Here is a 17,972-nt window from a genome sequence, read left to right on the forward strand (position 1 = left end):
CGGTCAAGAGAACATGGCGCGTCCACCAGGGCGCGCATCCTCTACTCGTATGTGACCTGAGGGCACTTCTTGTCTACATCCAAAGCGTTGTTATCCGAAAAAGCAGCCACCGGCATCGAAGGTCTTGATGACATTCTTTCCGGCGGGCTATCGCGCAGCCATCTGTTTCTCCTGGAAGGCGAACCTGGCACCGGTAAAACCACGGTCGCCCTGCACTTTCTGCAGGCCGGCGCGAAAGAAGGTGAGCGAACGCTGTACATCACGCTGTCCGAAACCGAGCGCGAATTGCGCCAAGGCGCCAAGTCCCACGGGTGGGACCTAGACGAGAATATCCATATCTTCGAACTGACCCCGCCGGAGAGCCTGCTGGATGCCGAGCACCAGCAGAGCCTGTTGTACTCCTCCGACCTGGAACTGGGCGAAGCCACCCGGCAGATCTTCGAAGTGGTGGAACGGGTCAAGCCGACCCGCGTGGTGATCGACAGCCTTTCGGAAATCCGCCTGCTCGCACAAAGCTCGCTGCGCTATCGCCGCCAGATCCTGGCGATCAAGCACTACTTCGTGCGCTATGACGCCACCGTACTGCTGCTGGATGACCTGACCACCGAATCCCTCGACAAAACCGTGCACAGCGTGGCGCACGGCGTCATTCGCCTGGAAGAACTGACACCCAACTACGGCGCCGAACGCCGACGCGTGCGCGTGGTGAAGTACCGCGGCCAGAAATATCGTGGCGGCTTTCACGACTTCACCATCATGCAGGATGGCATTCACGTGTTCCCGCGCCTGGTGGCCGCCGAGCATCGCGGCGGCTACGTGCGCCAGACCTTGAGCAGCGGCATCCAAGAACTGGACGCCTTGATGGGCGGCGGCGTGGAGACCGGTTCCAGCAGCCTGATCCTCGGCCCGGCCGGTACCGGCAAATCGCTGATCTCGATGATCTTTGCCGCCTCTGCCGTGGCCCGTGGCGAAAAAGCCGCGCTGTTCATTTTCGATGAAGAACTGGGCCTGCTGTTCGAGCGCATGAAAAACATGGGCATCGACCTCGACGCCCTGCAAGCCACCGGCAACCTGTTGATCGAACAAGTGGACGCCGCCGAGCTGTCCCCCGGCGAGTTCTCGCACCGGGTACGCCGCTGTGTCGACGAGCGTGGGATCAAGACCGTGGTCATCGACAGCATCAACGGTTACCAGGCGGCCATGCCGGAAGAGAACGCGCTGATCCTGCATATGCACGAGTTGCTGCTGTACCTCAACCGCCGGGGCGCGGCCACCTTCATGACCGTCGCGCAGCACGGGCTGGTCGGCGACATGCAGGCACCGGTCGACATCACTTACCTGGCAGACACCGTGATTCTGCTGCGTTACTTCGAGGCGCTGGGCAAGGTGCGCCGTGCCATCTCGATCATCAAGAAACGCACCGGCTCTCACGAGTCGACCATCCGCGAATACCGTATCAGCAGCCGTGGCATGACCGTCGGCGAACCGCTGGATAATTTCCAGGGCGTGTTGCGTGGCATTCCAACCTACATGGGCGCAGGCTCGCCTCTGCTCAAGGATGAGGGCGTGTGACGGCTATTTCACCCGTATCCGAGCGCGCCATCGTCCTGGCGCCTATGGGCCGTGACGGTACTTTGGCGCTGATGATGCTCAACGAGGCCGGCTACAGCGGCATCGTTGCCAGCAGCCTGCCGATGCTGTGCGAGGCCCTGGAGCAAGGTGCCGGCCTGCTGATCATTGCGGCCGAAGCGCTGCGGGGCGCGGACCTGGAGCCGTTGCTGGAGCATTTGCATCAGCAGCCAGCCTGGTCGGACCTGCCCATCGTGCTGATGACCCACCACGGCGGCAGCGAACAGAATGGTTCCTCGCACCTGAGTGGCTTGCTTGGCAATGTCACATTCCTTGAGCGGCCGTTCCACCCCATCACCCTGATCAGCCTGGTGAGCGCGGCCCTGCGCGGTCGCCGCCGGCAATACGACGCGCGTGACCGCTTGATTGACCTCAGCGAGAGCGAACTGCGCCTGCAGCGCACCCTGGAAACCCTCGAACAACAAGTCGAGGAGCGCACGGCGCAGTTGCGCAGCAACGAAGAAGCGTTGCGCCAATCGCAGAAAATGGAAGCGGTCGGGCAGTTGACGGGCGGTATCGCCCACGACTTCAACAATATGCTCACCGGCATTATCGGCAGCCTGGAGCTATTGCGGCGGCGTGTGTCGCGCGGCAAGTTGGACGACCTCGACAGCCTGATTGACCTGGGCGTGACTTCGGCCAACCGCGCTGCCGGCCTGACTCACCGCCTGCTGGCGTTTTCACGGCGCCAGTCGCTGGATTCCAAGCCAGTGCAGATCAACGAGCTGGTCACTTCGATGGGCGAACTGCTGCAACGCAGCATCAACGAGAGCATTGCCCTGGACATGCGCCTGGAGGACAGGCTGTGGACCGCCGAAGCCGACCCCAATCAGCTGGAAAGCGCCCTGCTCAACCTGGTCTTGAATGCCCGCGACGCCATGCCCGACGGCGGCCGGCTGATCGTTGAAACCAGCAACCGCCACCTCGACAGCGTGTTCACCGCCGCGTATGGCACCTTGAACCCCGGCGACTACGTGGAACTGAGCGTCAGCGACACCGGCTGCGGGATTCCGGAAAGCCTCATGGGGCGGGTATTCGACCCGTTCTTCACGACCAAACCCATCGGCCAGGGCACCGGCCTGGGCTTGTCGATGATCTACGGTTTTGCACGCCAATCTCATGGCCATGTGACCATCCACAGTGAGGTGGGCAAAGGCACCACCGTCAGCCTGTTTCTCCCGCGTTTTGTCGGTGAAGTCACGGCTGATACGCCGTTGGACTCCGCTCTATTGCCGTTCGCGAATGCCGGCGAGTGCGTGCTGATCGTCGAGGACGACCCCGCCGTGCGCGTGCTGGTGAGCCAGGTGCTGAGCGAGTTGGGCTACGCCTTCGTCGAAGCCGGCGATGCCGACAATGCGCTGCCGATCATCGAGTCCAGCCAGCGCATCGACCTGATGATCAGCGATGTGGGGCTGCCAGGCATGAATGGCCGCCAGCTGGCCGAAATCGGCCGGCAAATTCGCCCGGACTTGAAGGTTTTGTTTATTACCGGCTATGCCGAGCATGCGGCGGTACGGGGCGGGTTCCTGGACCCGGGCATGCAGTTGATCACCAAGCCGTTTACCTTTGATCTGTTGACGGCGAAGGTGCGGGAGATGATTCACCTGCAGATAAGGGAATGAGGCGCAGGTTAAACGAAACGCTGGGACCGACCGGGTCCGCTGACGAGCTATTTACGTTGATGGCGATGAATTAGGCACTAATACGCAGGGGCGCCGTTTGTATCGGCGTCGACAGCGCACATAGAAACTTCCGGCAAAGGGTAGAGTTGGAACGCTAGAGGCTGATGCCAATACCAAGTGTTATACCGCGGGCGCAGTTACAACACCCGGGGTATGTTCATTTGCCTCTCAGAGAATGCCACCCATGATTTCACCTGATAGCGTTACTCTTCCCCGCCCGCATCTTCAGAACGCCCCGCAAACACCCACTTCCCCTTCGCCCCAAGTGCCTCTTGCTGAATCTTCTTCCGAGCGGGGCATCGATCCCGTACCTAATCAACGATCTATTCGGAGCATCGGGCAAGGATCGCTGCTCGCCCAACACAGTGTCCAGAACCAGCTGCCACCACCGCCGCAAAAACATTCGATGACGGCGGCTGATGCCATGGGCCAACAAGCACTTATCGACGGTCTGACTAAAACAGGTGAATTGCAGAAACATCAATACTATGGCACTGAACGGCGGCTTAGATCGCTGCAGATAACCCTGCCACCAGACTCTTACATTGCGCGCAAGAACAACCTTGTCGAAGGGCAAAGCATAAGCGCTGAACGGTTCATCCAGGCGCTGGGCTTGCCGTTACCCACCAGTTGGCAAGAGACCTTGCGATTGACCCAGAAAATTGCCATGCCATTGCCCGCACCGCCTGCGCTGGGTGATTTCGGAGGGCTGCTGGGTCGGACCATACCCTTGGCTCAATCCCAGCAAGACCGCGTGCGCGCTATCGTCAACGAATCAGCCAATACCAGCATTCAGTCCTTGATCACACACGCTGTCACCAACACGGATTCACCCGTAACCCCTCGCAAGGTACTAGATCAGTTGATCGCAAACCCCCAGGCGCAGGCACTGGGTCAGAAACTGGAAGCCGAACTGCAGGGTATTTCAACCCCAACCAGTGTCAATGAATGGTTGATGACAGCGCTGGCACTGGAACTGGGCATCACGCCCGAAACACAACGCAACCGTATCGCAGGCTATGACCTGAACCAGCCCGACAATTGGGGCAAACCCGCTTCGGCGATCATCGCAGCGGTCAATGACCATCTGGAACGTCAAAACGCCGATGTTCCTGACGTAAGGGGGTACTTGCTGCTCTCGCGGGTCGCGCCGCAGTTTCTGGTCAAACAGTTGCCCGAGAACCTGGTGTACGGGTCCAACGAGTGGGCTGTGTTCAGTGCTGCCGTTTCGCGCATTGAGCAACAGGCGCCCGGTACTGCGGCGACCATGACATTTGACCAAGTGATCGAGTTCGGCAACACCTCTCCGGTTAGCGAGCGCCAAGCGGTGCAAGCCGCCCTTGCGCGACGCAACGCCATGGTTGACTGGGGTATCGTCAATGGTTTTCTCATCAAGAATGACGATGACAACTACGACCCGGCAGCGATTGAACACACGCAGGGCAAATTCAACGAGCAGATAACAGAGCTCAGTACACGCCTCGCGGTGTTCTCCTCACCGCTGCCGACCCGAAAAGCCTTGGCAGAAGCCGAACTCAAAAAAGTACTGGGCGATGACGTCCCTCTGGAGAAAGAATTCATCAAGCTGGGCCGCCAAAACAGAGGTGGCATAGCGTACTCGATTATTGATCTATATATGTCGGGTCGGCTCAAGACCGATACGCTCAGGTCTGATTCTGACAAGGAGCTTCTAAAAAAAGTCGAGCCTAAATTCGATGAACTTCCTGATATCAAAGAAGTATTTAAAGAAACGTTCACGCCTTATTTCGACGGGGTAAAAAAAGCCTTTACCTCACGGATAAAGAGTCAAATTTCACGACTCCCTTTAGAAGACCGAAAAAACTTTGAATTCGGCGGCGTAACGGCTTACTCCGTCCGCCTCCCCCTGCGTGAGGATAGCGACGATGACATCAGTCAAAAACAATACAAAAATATTGGGCGCAGTTGCCTATTGTTTAAAACGGTGCGTGGCGAGGAAACCACCTACTATGAGTTTTCTATAAGCGATCAGACCATTCGCAAAAAAACCGACCTGCCTGAAGAACTGCCAATCGGTGCAACCCATATCGCCCGAGGGGTAGACGGCGATAAATATATCGAAGGGTTTACACGGCTGCCGTTCGATCTGGATAAGTATGGGATCGGGCACGGAGGGCTGCCACCGCCAAAAGTCCCCGTCATCATTGATCGGGTCAAGATCCAGCCCGCATCAGGTACCCCCGGCGCCGACGAACCGAACTCGACAACGGCCCCCCTCAAGACATTTTTCACCACTAAGACCGATGCGATTGCCACGACCGTCAGCGAGCATTTTTTCAGCGACAAGGACAGTTTCGAGACAGATGCTTCAGGTGAAACAAACTTTGAGAAGCGATACCGGGAAAACCATCAACTCAACAACGGCATTCTGAATGTCATTATTCCGTTCAAGTCCGCTATCGAAAACGCGATTGAGGGTAAATGGGACGAAGCCATCGGCGATGCCATGCTGGATCTGATATCGCTTTATAATCCTGGCGCCAAAGGCGGTGGCATTGTTAACAGAACCAGTAAAAAAACCGCCTTAGGGCTGCTGACAGGCGTTAAAAAATTCGGCGGCGCCGTGCTGAAAGACGCCAATCTTTTCGCTGACGTAGCGGACCTGACGCGCTTGTTGACCAAAGGTGCGAAATCCGCAGCATCGTCACTCTATGACGGTGTTCATTCTCTGCAGTTGTCTGGCCGCGGTTTGCTCACGGCGCCTAACGGCCTGGACAGCGTGTCGATGGGTACCTTCAAGCATCAAGGCGAAATTGTGCAGGGCGCGGCAGCGTTCAAAGATAACAAGTGGTACGCACTTGATCCTTTGTCACTGAAACCTTATGGCGCACCGCTGGAGGATTTCTTGCCGTCGCTGCAGGCCCAAATGGCAGAATTCGGGAAATGGGCGACTGCGGACAGCCCCCGAAAGACACTCGATGAGGCCGTTGTCAAAAGCTGGAAAAAGACCGTTAACGACCATCGCACTGGACCGCAAAAAGCTCAGTTTGAAAGCGGATACCAATCAGGAAACCCGCAAACTATCGCGGGGTTTTCCAATTCCATGAAGCCCGCAGATATCATCACCCTGGCTGGCAATAAAAACCTTACTGCCAAGGAGGTCGGGATGCTGCTCAAGCGCTTCGACGATCTCTCTTACCAACTCGGTCGAGGTGGCTCAGCTCGTTTTATCGACGCCATAGAACCCGGGCTCGGCAGCGTAATACCTATGCCTCAAGTCATCTACCTTTCCAAGACCGGGCAATTGTCCGATGGCCAATGTGCCGCGCTGTCGCGCGTCATGGCGGACGCCATGGCAGAAGGCAAAGAACGGTTATTGATCAAAAACATGCTCAGTGCAGCGGCCTACCCGGCCGATCCGGCCTCCAGGGAATTTACTGCCAAACTGAGCAAGATCCAAACCCAAGTCGGCGCACGAAGTGCTTTCCATGCTCAGCAGACAGTGCGTCAGGACACGATTCAAGGCATCGTGAATGAGCTGGCCGACGCCAGCGTATCCAAGTCAATCATGATCGACTCTCCTGGTCACGCCATGGCGGCTGGGGTAAGGGTTGATGACACAGGAAAGAGCTTCTACTTCTATGACCCTAATCATGGGCTTGCGAAATTTTCCAATGCCCAGGACATGGAAAAGGCCCTGGAGAAACTGACTCGCGACACGAAACTGAAGCCAGGCTACGTGACTCATAGCACTGACCCCGCGAAGTTGGAGTTCAAGGTCTTCGACCATACTGACGCGTGGCAGCGAACAAACAGTGTGCTGAGTACGGATGTTAAAAAGCTCTATGACGCACGACTGGCCATCCGACCAGACAGCGAAAGAAGTGCTGAAAAGTTCATGGTTCGTTTACTCAGTGAACATCTTGCCACGCCCGGAGCCAAGGCAAGTGTCCGAACCCTTGAGGAACTGAAGCAATTTGACTTCGCCGTCCCAACCCAAATATTCCGGGGGCATACAGCTACCGGGGATACTCTCGCGACCGGTCTCAGGCGTGCAGCGGGAACGGACTCGTTCGGCGACGACTATCTGGCTGCGATTATCCAACATACGGCGAGAACATCAGGCAGTGGCGGTGAAGTCATGTCATTCAGCGCGAGCAAGGCCAAAGCCAATAGTTTTGCCACCCAATACTCAACCCCCACGAAGAAGGTGCCCGTCTTTACGGTCGACACCACCCAAGACCCGGACGCATTTCGGACGGTGGTCGATATCGTTCTCAAAGACGGTGAAAGACTGGTCAGGGATAAAAAAATCACTAAGGCAACCCTTCTGCAAGCCGTTGAAAAATTGAACGGGCAGGAGTTAGAGGTGTTTTATGTCAAAGGCGACATACCGCCGGCATTTATGGTGAGCTAAGGCACCTCTCATCTTGAGCCTATGAAATCAGCGGCGTCGGGCTTTCGACGCCGCTGCGTCAACTATAACGCCGCACAGGATTTATCTGCAGATTTAAAAGAAAAAGACGGCTGCCAACTTGCTATATACCTGTCTGCCTACCTGACAATAGCGCACTCAGCCCGAATACCTGGCGACTTAAACTTCGGGCTCATCAATTCTCTTTAAAAACCGCCCGCCCCAAGGGGTATATCCGCCTATCAGTAAACATATAAGTCTTTCTATGTCTGCTGTGGAACCCGCCGCCCAAGCTGAACAACTTATAGGGCCATACCATGACATATGACACGGCCATATTTTTAGTACGCGAAGCGAGGCGAGCATGTTATCAACCAGCAATTCCCTGAGACCCCTTCCAGTCAATGCAGTGTCAGGGGGGATTCAGGCGAACAGTTCGACACCCGAGCGCAGGAGTAGGCCGTTAGAGACAACGCCTGAAAGTTCGAATCGTGGCGGATACGTTGAAGCAGATAGTGTGCTCGCCGGACTCTATGCCAACGCCCTGCGCGATGGCATTAAAAACGGGATCCTGCAGGAGTCGTTAGATAATATTCCTAATGATTCGTCGTTCGGCAAATGGTGGTCGCATCTTCATGACGCGATCAAGAGCCCACCGTTTACCGAGTGGGCCAAAAGCAAACATATCGATCTATCGAAACCCATCGAGATTTATCCGGGTTTCGACCAGATCTCCTGCTACATTCATGGCGAACGCAAATCCTTATGGGGCCCCGAGCAGGATAAGTCGTGGCCTGTTTTCATGGCGCCTGTCATGAAAGCTGCGGGCGTATTGGGGCTTGGAAAGACAGCGATTACAGCGCCCACCTCCGGTTCATCCGCCCCCTTGGAGACAATCGGCAAGTTCTATGGCGAGCCCAGGCGGCCTTGGTCGATGGGTACCTTGGCAGAGCGCGCCACGAAACTGGAGCGGACAAAAATATTTGAGCCGATACCGCCGGCTGATCTGGCCAAGCGGGCTCATGAGCGCTCTGATGAAGCCTTGGCGCATGAGCAGACAGCGCTGGGAGATGCCCAGGATAAACACGTCCTGGGGGCCAAGCTGCGCGCCCTCCCCAACGATGACCCAGCGCAAATCGCCAGGTATTTGAAAGACACATTGCTGCAGGTTCATCCCCTGTCCAGCTACAGCCTTAACCAAGAGGAGCAAGTCAACGACACTGTCAGCCTTGAAGCCTTTATCTCGGGCAATGGATGGCAGCTACCCAAAAGCCGCGTTGAACTGAACAATCTGATTGAAGTCCTGGATATACCGCCACTGCAAGAGCCTCCCCATGGAGACTTCGGCGGCGGATTATCCTGGTCCCCACCGTTGGATCTGGAGTCGCAGACACACGTTTACAGCCATGTCCTCTACAACTTGAAACTTTCTGGCCTGGACGGGGAAAACCCGGCTGTCAGAAAGAAGGGCGCACTGGATTACCTCATGAAGAGGATGCCGCTTGAGACTTACGACCTGCGTAACCCCCGCAGAGTCATTGAGGATGTTCTCGGCTCTCCCAAGGCGCTTGAGTTGGGCAAGGCGCTTCAAGAAAAAATGGGCGCCGCAGTAACGGAGGAGACCTTCCAGGATTGGGCCTTGACCGCGATCATGACCACCCTGGACAACGAATCTGTATTTGCGCCTAAACAGCATCATACGGCGGGGTTCGATCTATCGGCCGACCGCCTCTACGGTCAACCCTTGGCGGGCGTAAAGCAAACACTGTCGGACCACTTGGTCGCCACCGGCAAAACGTCGGCACGGCTAGCCCCCATTGGAACGCATCTGCTGCTATCCCGTGCCGCCCCGGAGCTATTGGTCAAGGACATCCCCAGTAGCGTTACCTATGGCTCCAATTCGTGGATGCACTTGAGGGCTGCGGTCAAGTTCATTGAGGCACAGGCGCCTGGGGCCAGTGCTCAAATGAACTTCACTCAGATTATGGAGCGCGCCAACCTGACACCGCTCAGCAGTGATGAGCAAGCGCTCAGGAACGTGTTTACCAATGAATCGCTGATGCTCTGGGGGAAGCTCAATAGCGTCATCGGCAATCAAGCGGGCGATACTCCCTCACTGGAGGATTTAAAGCTGTGCCAGACACATTTTAATCAGCAAGTTGAAGAGTTGTCGAAAGTCTCCCAGCACCTCATGACGCCCATGCCGACTCGCCGTGACATAGCGCTGGAAAAGTTAAAGGATGTGTTTGGCGAGACGCTACCGCTAGAAAGGAACTACCTGCAATCGGCCAACGAGCAATACGGCGACAATCGTTATTTCTCGCCGGTCGATGTTTATATGTCAAACGAGTTGCGTCCTGGGCGCTGGAGGTCTATCGATTCAAGCCTGTCGGCTAATGACCTTACCAGCAAAGGCTTGACGGACCCGAACTTCACTTTCAAAACGAGATTCGATGCCTACCACCATGATTTGAAAGTCAGCCATAAAAACCTGCTGAAGAATATGTTTTCGAAGTTGCCCGAGGAGGACCGTAAGCATCTTGAGTTTGGTAAGCAGGAATTATATTACTTACGCCCGGCCATCACCGGCTATGCTTCACACCTCATCCCCTCGGCGGATGAAATCGTTGCGAAAGGATTAGGTGGATTGTTAATTCGCTCTGAGCACGAGGGCAATGTCTGCCATTACGAGGTTTTCCCCAATAGCATGCTGATTCGTAAACGCACGGATCTTCCCCGTCAATTGGAACTCGGCGGTGTGAAACCGCTGGTGAATACTGAAATAAATAAAACTCACCGCCTTGATTGGAATGCCTACAAAACCGGTAAACCGCCTCGGGGCGAGTCGACCACCTCGCAAATACAGCTGCATCGCATAACGCCAGAAAAAGAATGGGTGCCGCCCCCTCAGGACAGTTCGGTCAACGCCATGCCGATGTCTTATTTCGGTGGGAAGTCCGAATACCTTGCTGAACTGGCGGCCAGCCAACATTTCACACCTGACTATGAAACATTCAAGAATGCTGCCCACGGGGAAAGCGCCTTGGAGGAAACCACCCGACAACACATCGCCGGACGAGAGTTCCTGCTGGGCTTGATTCCGTTCAAGAACGCCATCGAAGCAGCTATTGACGGGGACGCTGCACAGGCCGCCATGCTGTTTGTCATGGATGGCTTGAGTTTCGTGATCCCTGCGGGGAAGGTCGCCAGCAATATCGGCAAAATAGGTACCAGCGGGGCGCTCAAATCCTTGAGCATTGCCAAAATGGCCGGCGCAGGCATTCTTGCCGCAGCAAACCCGGTAGGTGGCCTGGATGACTTGGTTCGCCTGGTGGGAAAAGGCGGACAAAAACTCACTGTCATCGGGGCTCAGCGTTTCGGTAAGGTGATGAGCATTACGGATAACGTCGATTTGGTGAAATTGTCTAACCGACACGATATTGCAATGGGAACTTACAAGGTAGCGGGCAGTACCGAGCCTGTCAGCGTCGCGGCCAAATACAATGACGCTGCGGGCAAATGGTTGCCTTACGATGTTATCAAGAACAGGGTCTACGGTAAGCCCCTTGATAACTTTACACCTGAAACGGCGAGGTATTCCAACAGTGCTGCGCGAGGAGTTAATGAAAACCATCTGGAAAGGAGTTTGGCCAAAGACAACAGTATAAATTTTGGGCGAAACATTAAGGATTTTAATTCGCCGGGGACGGGTATTTTTACTTATGTAGATGAATACAAAGGCGTTGAGCGACTTAACGTCTGCGCGCATGGCTTTGACCCAAATGCCGCAGACCTGTTGCTCGATGAGCCGATGAAAATATATTACAACGGGAAGAACAATACACCCGCTGAACTGTTGGCGACGCTCAAGGCTTCCAATATAAATCCAGAAAGTTTTAATAACGTGCGGCTGTTAATGTGCGACCCTGCCAGTGGCAGCGTCGATTCTTTCCGGCAGCAATTCGGGGGATTGATCAAGCGTGAAGTCAAGGCCTTCCAAGGACCTCTGCATGCGAATCTGTCGCCGGACGCTATCAACGAAATTTCAAGAAGTGTCCCTACCAACACCGCACATTTAACCGGCGGGCAAATCAAAGATGAAATCACCCGACGACTGCTTCCCTCTTTAGCCAACCACCCTAAAAGAGCTGCTCTGCCTGGGGATTTGTTGTCGGGGAGTCAATCCTCGAACGTGATCAGTTTCAACGCGGTGTCTCACCGTTTGAACACCCTCACGAACTCCGCTGGGAGTTATGACTTGTTACTCGCCGCCAAACGCTTTGATGCATCGTCTCTGGGCACCTTCAAAGTGAACGCTGAGTTAGTGGAAGGTCCCGTTGTCCTGCAAAATGGCAAATGGCATCGCTACAACACGGTAACCGGCCAAGCCTACGGCCCTGCGGTGAGGGACTTCCTGCCCTCTGCTCGACTCAATACGGAAGACTTGGGGAAATGGACGACGGCCGATGGCACCGTCAAGAAAGTCGATGAGGCCGTTGTCAATAACTGGAAAAGAACGGTCAGGACACATCGCGAAGGGCCGGAAAAAGAGGCGTTTGAGAGCGGGTATTATTCTGGAAACCCACAAACGATCAAGGGCTTCTCAAATAATATGAAAGCCCCCGATATCATGAAATTGGCGGGTAACAGAGACCTCACAGCAAGGCAGGTTGGGATGCTGGTCAAAAAGTACGACGACGTCGCCTACGAACTGGGGCGCAATGGTTCAGCGAAGTTTATCGACGTCATCGAACCACGTTTTGGCAACGTGCACCCGATGCCGCAGGTCGTTTACTTTTCCAAGACCGCGCAACTGTCTGATGGGCAATGCGCTGCGCTTTCACGCGTGATGGCCACCGCAATGGAGCAAGGAAAGGAAGGGCAACTGATTAAAAACATGTTTAGCGCAGCGGCCTTTCCAACGGATCCAGCCTCACGAGAATTCATTGGCAAACTGAGCAAGATGCAAAATCAAGTGGGTGCCCGCAGTGCTTTTCACGCAGGACAGCCTGTACGGGAGCTCTCAGTCAATGACATGGTCAAGGAATTGGCAGACGCTACTGTTTCAAAGTCAGTGATGATCGACTCGCCGGGGCACGCCATGGCGGCAGGAGTAAAAATCCAGGATGGCAGCAGATCCTATTACTTCTACGATCCTAATTTTGGTCTCGCCGACTTCAGCAGTGCAGAGGCCATGCAAAAGGGGCTTGAAAAACTGACCCGCGATAAAAAGCTGAAACCGCAATATAAAACCCACGACACCGACCCCAACAAGCTGACCTTCAAGGTTTTTGACCATGACGATGCCTGGCAGCAAAAAAACAGTGTGTTCAGCGCAGATGTCAAAAAACTGTATGAAAACCCCCTAGCGCTTTCCGGCACTACGCCCCTCTCTCACGCAGAATTGCGGAAGAATTGGGAAATCCTCTATCAGGCGCCAAACAATCAACAGCGAATCTGTTACGAGTCTTCCGTGCTCATCGGTCAATCTGAAAAAACCCTTTCGCCCGAAGTATTTACCGCGGTCATAGCAAGTACAAATGGTGAGGGTACTAATTACTCACGACGCTATCTGGACTTGATGGACATCAAACAAGACAGTCTGAAGGCGACCTTCAATGCCGAAGACATCACAGAGTCTGGGCTGATTAATTTCAAGCATACCAACCAAGGCGGAGAATTCGGGCATACCGTCTACATTCAAAAAACAAAAAACGATGAGTTGTTTCTTTTCAGTATCAATAGCCCGGACCTGGAAGTGGCGATGATCAGAAATGGCAATCCGCCGGAATATAGCGGCGGGATGGCAGTGTTCCCCCTTAGCAATGGCAAAAGCAAAGGCCTGCAGGACTACCTCGATGGGCTCCGGGGCAACCCGGGTTGGCAATTTGCCTACACACCCGCCAGCACACTTAATGCCAATGTGAAAAAATTGGCACCTTGAACCTATGAAATCAGCGGCGTCGAGCTTTCGACGCCGCTCCTCCATCAAGCCAACAATGCAGGATTGCATTCACGTATTCCCGCGCCTTTGGCCGGCGGGGCTGAGACTGGCTCCAGCAGCCTGATCCTCTGCCCCGCCGGTAGGTACCGAGCCTACTGAGCCAACGATTGCCAGGCAACCGTGCCGGAAAAACGCGTTGATGCTGCCTATACATCCGTAAGGTGAGGGAGATGATTCGGTCCTGATTGCGTTCGCAGGGTCACTGCCCATCACGAACATAGCCTGCAATCATTAGCCAGGCGAAGCGTGGAATTACTCATCACAGTTTGGGTACGAAGGTTTGTACCTGAGGGTATGAAATGTGCCCCTGGTACCCTCTGAATAAGACCTGGATGAACCACACCGATGATGATGCCAAACTTCGCAGCCCAGACACCTCCCACATCTACCCAGAATTCCACCTTGCCCCAGGTTCCCGTTGATCAGCCGACTACGGGCATTGGCATTGGCATCGGCCCCGAAAGCGATACCCCGACACCCTCCCCGTTTTCGAATACCTCTCGCGCCACTGGCGACACTCAACTGGCGGCGCTTTATGCCGGCACACTGCCACAAATCACCGGTATCGCCAGCCGGGACAGCGAGCTTATGCTGGAAAACATTCCACCACATTCCACCTTTGGCCAGTGGTGGGCACAACTGGGGCGCGCCATGCAGTCCCCGGATGTGGGCGACTGGATGAGATCTGTGGGGATCGATACGCGCACGGTTCAGATATCTCCTGAAACAGGCCAAATTTCCTACAAGGTTCAGCATCACATTTCCTCCAATCCTGTACTGCAGAGCCGTGGGCAAGACGACAAGCGCTGGGCAGAGGTGAGCGGTCCGGTCATGCAGGCCGGCAAAGTCATTGCCGCGAATTATGGGTTTTCGAAATTCAAGCCGCCCTTGTCGGAAAATAGCAACAGCGCGCCATTATGGCTCGTGGGGCGTTTCTATCGGGAGCGTGCAACGCTGCCCGGTGAAGTGCCACAGCGGGTCGCAGAGCTGGAGCGGGACAAGGCCTTCCACGAACTGCCCCTGGAGCAATTTTCCAGTCTTCATGAAACCCGCAGCGAAGAAAGCCTCGACAGGCAGAGGACGGTACTGGCTAACCACAATACGCAGCGACACGCAGCCCAGGGTTTCATGCAGATGGTTACCTTTCTGGAAACCGGAGACCTGCCACCGTCGTTGATCGGTGAGCATCTGGAGAAGAATACAATCCCGGTCGATCCCGACAGCACCTATGCGAAAACGCTTGCTGGCACATCAGGTGAGATCAGCCTTAAGCAGTACCTGCAAACCAATGGCTGGGATATCCCAACCACTGGACTGCAGGTGGAAAACCTTGTGAGTGCCCTGCTCGCTCCAGACCCCAAAAGCTCACCTTATGGAAACTATGGGGGCGCACTCACTTGGCCGGATCCGCTTGATCGCAACGGCCAGCAGCAACTGCTGACGTACCTCAGGACAGACCCAGATGTGAGCCGTTTCAACAACGTGCTGGAATATTTGATGCAGGGCATGAACTTTGAGCCCGCCGAGTTGCAGGACCCGCAACGGGTGATCGACCGGGTGATCCAGTCTCCGAAAGGCCAGGCATTGGGCGAAGCGATCATGGCCGAGTTCGAAACGATGGCGATCAAAGGCAGTGCCGAAGATTGGTTGCTGGCAGCCTTGAGCATTGATGAGAGCTTTCGCAGAAGCCCACCGGGCGTGTCACCAAAAGCCAACCTTGGCGGGTGCATGCTGGCAACCTCGTACAATTACGGTAAGAACGCCGCAGAAATAATCAAGGAAATTGTCACAACCTTGGGCAGAGCCTCGTCGCCCGAGAAGGCGAAGATTCAAGTACACCTGCTGCTATCGACCCGGGCGCCTGAGTTTCTGGTCAAGGACATCCCTGACAAGCTGATCTATGGCACTCACAGTTGGGTGAGCTTTGTCACGGCCGTAGATCGGCTTGAAGCCAGCGCACCCGGTTCGACTGCAACCATGAACTATGCGCAGGTCATGCTCCACGCATCCATTGCACCGGTCTCTGCCGAGGAGCGTCAGATTGAATATGTTGCCCAGGAAAATGCCCTCAAGGATTGGGCGCTGGCCAATGGCCTGGGATACCCCCAGAACGACACACAGATGCAGACCGTGCGTAACGCTTTCAATCGCCAGATTCAAGAACTGAGCGCTGCTTCCCAGGCGCAACGTACTCCGATGCCGATCGCAAGGGACATCGCATTGGCAGCGTTGAAGAACGCGTTGCCTGACATGGATCCGGCGCTGTTTGATAAAAAATGCATTAGCTTCGAACCTGACGTGCCCGATTTCCCAGGGCCTTACTCGATCATGGACCTGTATCTCGACGGCAGAAGTGTGCAGGATGCGCCGATTGTACGAAACAACGTCAGCGATAACATTCGTCATAATAACGGTGACGTCGTCGCTGCATTAGTTTCTTCATCCGCTGATATTGATACCCGCAGCGTGCTTGCCGTCTTAAAAGAACTGCCTGATGTGTCGGGTAGTTTCAAAGCAACGTTTCGAGACTACAGTACGGCAATCAAGAAAAGCCTCGGCGTTCAATTCAAAAGCTTGATATCTAAACAGCCGTTGGCCATTCGCAAAGATTTTGAGGAAGGCAAAATCACTATTGTCCGAGAGGACAGCATAACCTACACACCCTACTCAATGGGGCCGATACCAAAGAGAAATACCGATAATAACTTGCTGTTCAAAATTGAACGAACCGGGAAGGCGCCTCGCACCTATGAGGTGGACCTAAAGAATGATCGAATCCTCGAACGTACTGACCTTGGAGATTTCCAGCCTGGCAAGTTTCCACTCGATCACACCCACCCAGGCACAAATTTCGTAGAAGTAAAACCCGTTTCGTCACGTCCGTACCCTCCAGGCTTAACCGATGAAAAACACGACGCTCCCGTGGTTCCCAACAGCTACAGCAGTGAGCGGACGTCCTACATAGCGGATGCATTTATAACCAACTCGGATATCGAAACTTTTGAAAAAGAAGCGCAGGGACTGACGACCTTTGATACCGAAGTGCCCTTCTACAAGAAGTTTCGAGAGTTCATGCTCAACCTGATTCCGCTGCGATCGGCAATTATCAACTTTCAGGAAGGGAAAATTGGCGAGGGTATTCTTGATCTGTCGCTGGACATATTTGGATTCATGGCGGGGATAGGTGCTGCGGCAAAGAGCGCCAAAGCCCTGCAAGTCGGCGCCTCATTGCTGGGCAAAACGCTGCATGTGGGCAAAATAGTCGGCCGAGGGGCCATTGGCGCCCTTAACCCGCTCGACGGGCTGGGTGACTTGGCGATTGGAGGTGCCAAGCTGGCTGGCAAGGGGGCAAAATCCTTGAGTGGTGCCATTCGCAACTCGGACTTGCTGCATTTGGCGACGAGAGCGGATGTCGCCGAACTGACGGTGAAGGGGCCCAATGGGGTGAGCCAGTACAAGACACTTGCCAAAGTGGACACCCGTACCGGAAAAGTTTACCGCTACTCGGCCAAGGCGGATAAGGTTTATGGGCGACCGCTCGAGGGCTTCAGCATGAACCCCGGCGGCGCGAATGACCGCTATTCTTTACTCGGAAGGCAACTGGCAGTTGACAACGTCGTGGATATGGGCGGCGCGATGAGGGACATAAAAGCGATTGACAAAGAAATATTCACTTTTGTAAACGACGTTCAAGGCACGTCCCGATTGACGATTGTTGCGCATGGTTGGGAAAGAAACCCGCTAAAAAAATTATTCAATCTTGGCTCGACTGTATCAGACTTCGCCGAGCACTCTTACACGCCAGCACAATTTCTCAAACTACTTGGGAAACACGGTATCGACCCGAAGAAATACGACAGCGTACGATTTGTTACCTGTTTTTCTGGCGAGGCCGGTACCCATTCTTTTGCTGCCAAGTTTGGTGAGCTGACCGGCAAGCCTGTGGCAGCCTTCGAAGGCACCGTCACGGTCAACATCAATGATTTCGAGATACCATTTAAAACTAATCTGCACATCGCTAAAATCAAAAATCCAAAGCTCGATGAGAACGCTCTTTTAACCATCGCGGAAGAGAAACTCAAAAGAGACTTCGAAGGAAAAGTCGACAGAATCCTAAAAGTCGATAATGAACACAAGCGAGTCGACATCGTCAGCGACGGACTATCTGGCAACAAACAGGTAAAACAAGTGATCAACTATCGCCCCGCGTTCTACGGCAAAAAACCATGGAATACTGCCGGCTAGCGCGTTACATCGGTGTGCA

Annotated in this window: 5 protein-coding genes; all 5 read left to right on the plus strand. The window is 54.6% G+C overall.

What is annotated here, in order from left to right; all coding sequences use genetic code 11:
- The first annotated feature begins 69 nt into the window (after positions 1 to 69).
- The 5 genes from AC07OJ_RS03615 to AC07OJ_RS03635 all read left to right on the plus strand — a co-directional run bounded on the left by AC07OJ_RS03615 (position 70) and on the right by AC07OJ_RS03635 (position 17,953).
- Positions 70 to 1,572, plus strand: a complete 1,503-nt coding sequence (locus AC07OJ_RS03615; RefSeq protein WP_065905363.1) for an ATPase domain-containing protein — start codon at positions 70 to 72, stop codon at positions 1,570 to 1,572.
- Positions 1,569 to 3,251 carry an ATP-binding protein gene (locus tag AC07OJ_RS03620; protein WP_065905365.1) on the plus strand — a complete coding sequence of 561 codons (1,683 nt, stop codon included), beginning with the start codon at positions 1,569 to 1,571 and terminating at the stop codon, positions 3,249 to 3,251. The genes AC07OJ_RS03615 and AC07OJ_RS03620 overlap by 4 nt, the downstream gene beginning before the upstream one ends.
- A 244-nt stretch (positions 3,252 to 3,495) precedes the next feature.
- Positions 3,496 to 7,707, plus strand: coding sequence for an Mcf1 protease effector domain-containing protein (locus AC07OJ_RS03625; protein WP_495093962.1), 4,212 nt, complete (start codon positions 3,496 to 3,498; stop codon positions 7,705 to 7,707).
- 514 nt (positions 7,708 to 8,221) lie between these two features.
- Entirely contained in the window at positions 8,222 to 13,648 is a 5,427-nt protein-coding gene (locus AC07OJ_RS03630; RefSeq protein WP_495093963.1) for an Mcf1 protease effector domain-containing protein, read from the plus strand.
- A 405-nt stretch (positions 13,649 to 14,053) separates the two neighbouring features.
- Entirely contained in the window at positions 14,054 to 17,953 is a 3,900-nt protein-coding gene (locus tag AC07OJ_RS03635; protein WP_495093964.1) for a hypothetical protein, read from the plus strand.
- Positions 17,954 to 17,972 lie beyond the last annotated feature (19 nt).

This window comes from Pseudomonas sp. GW821-FHT09C08 (assembly GCF_059418125.1).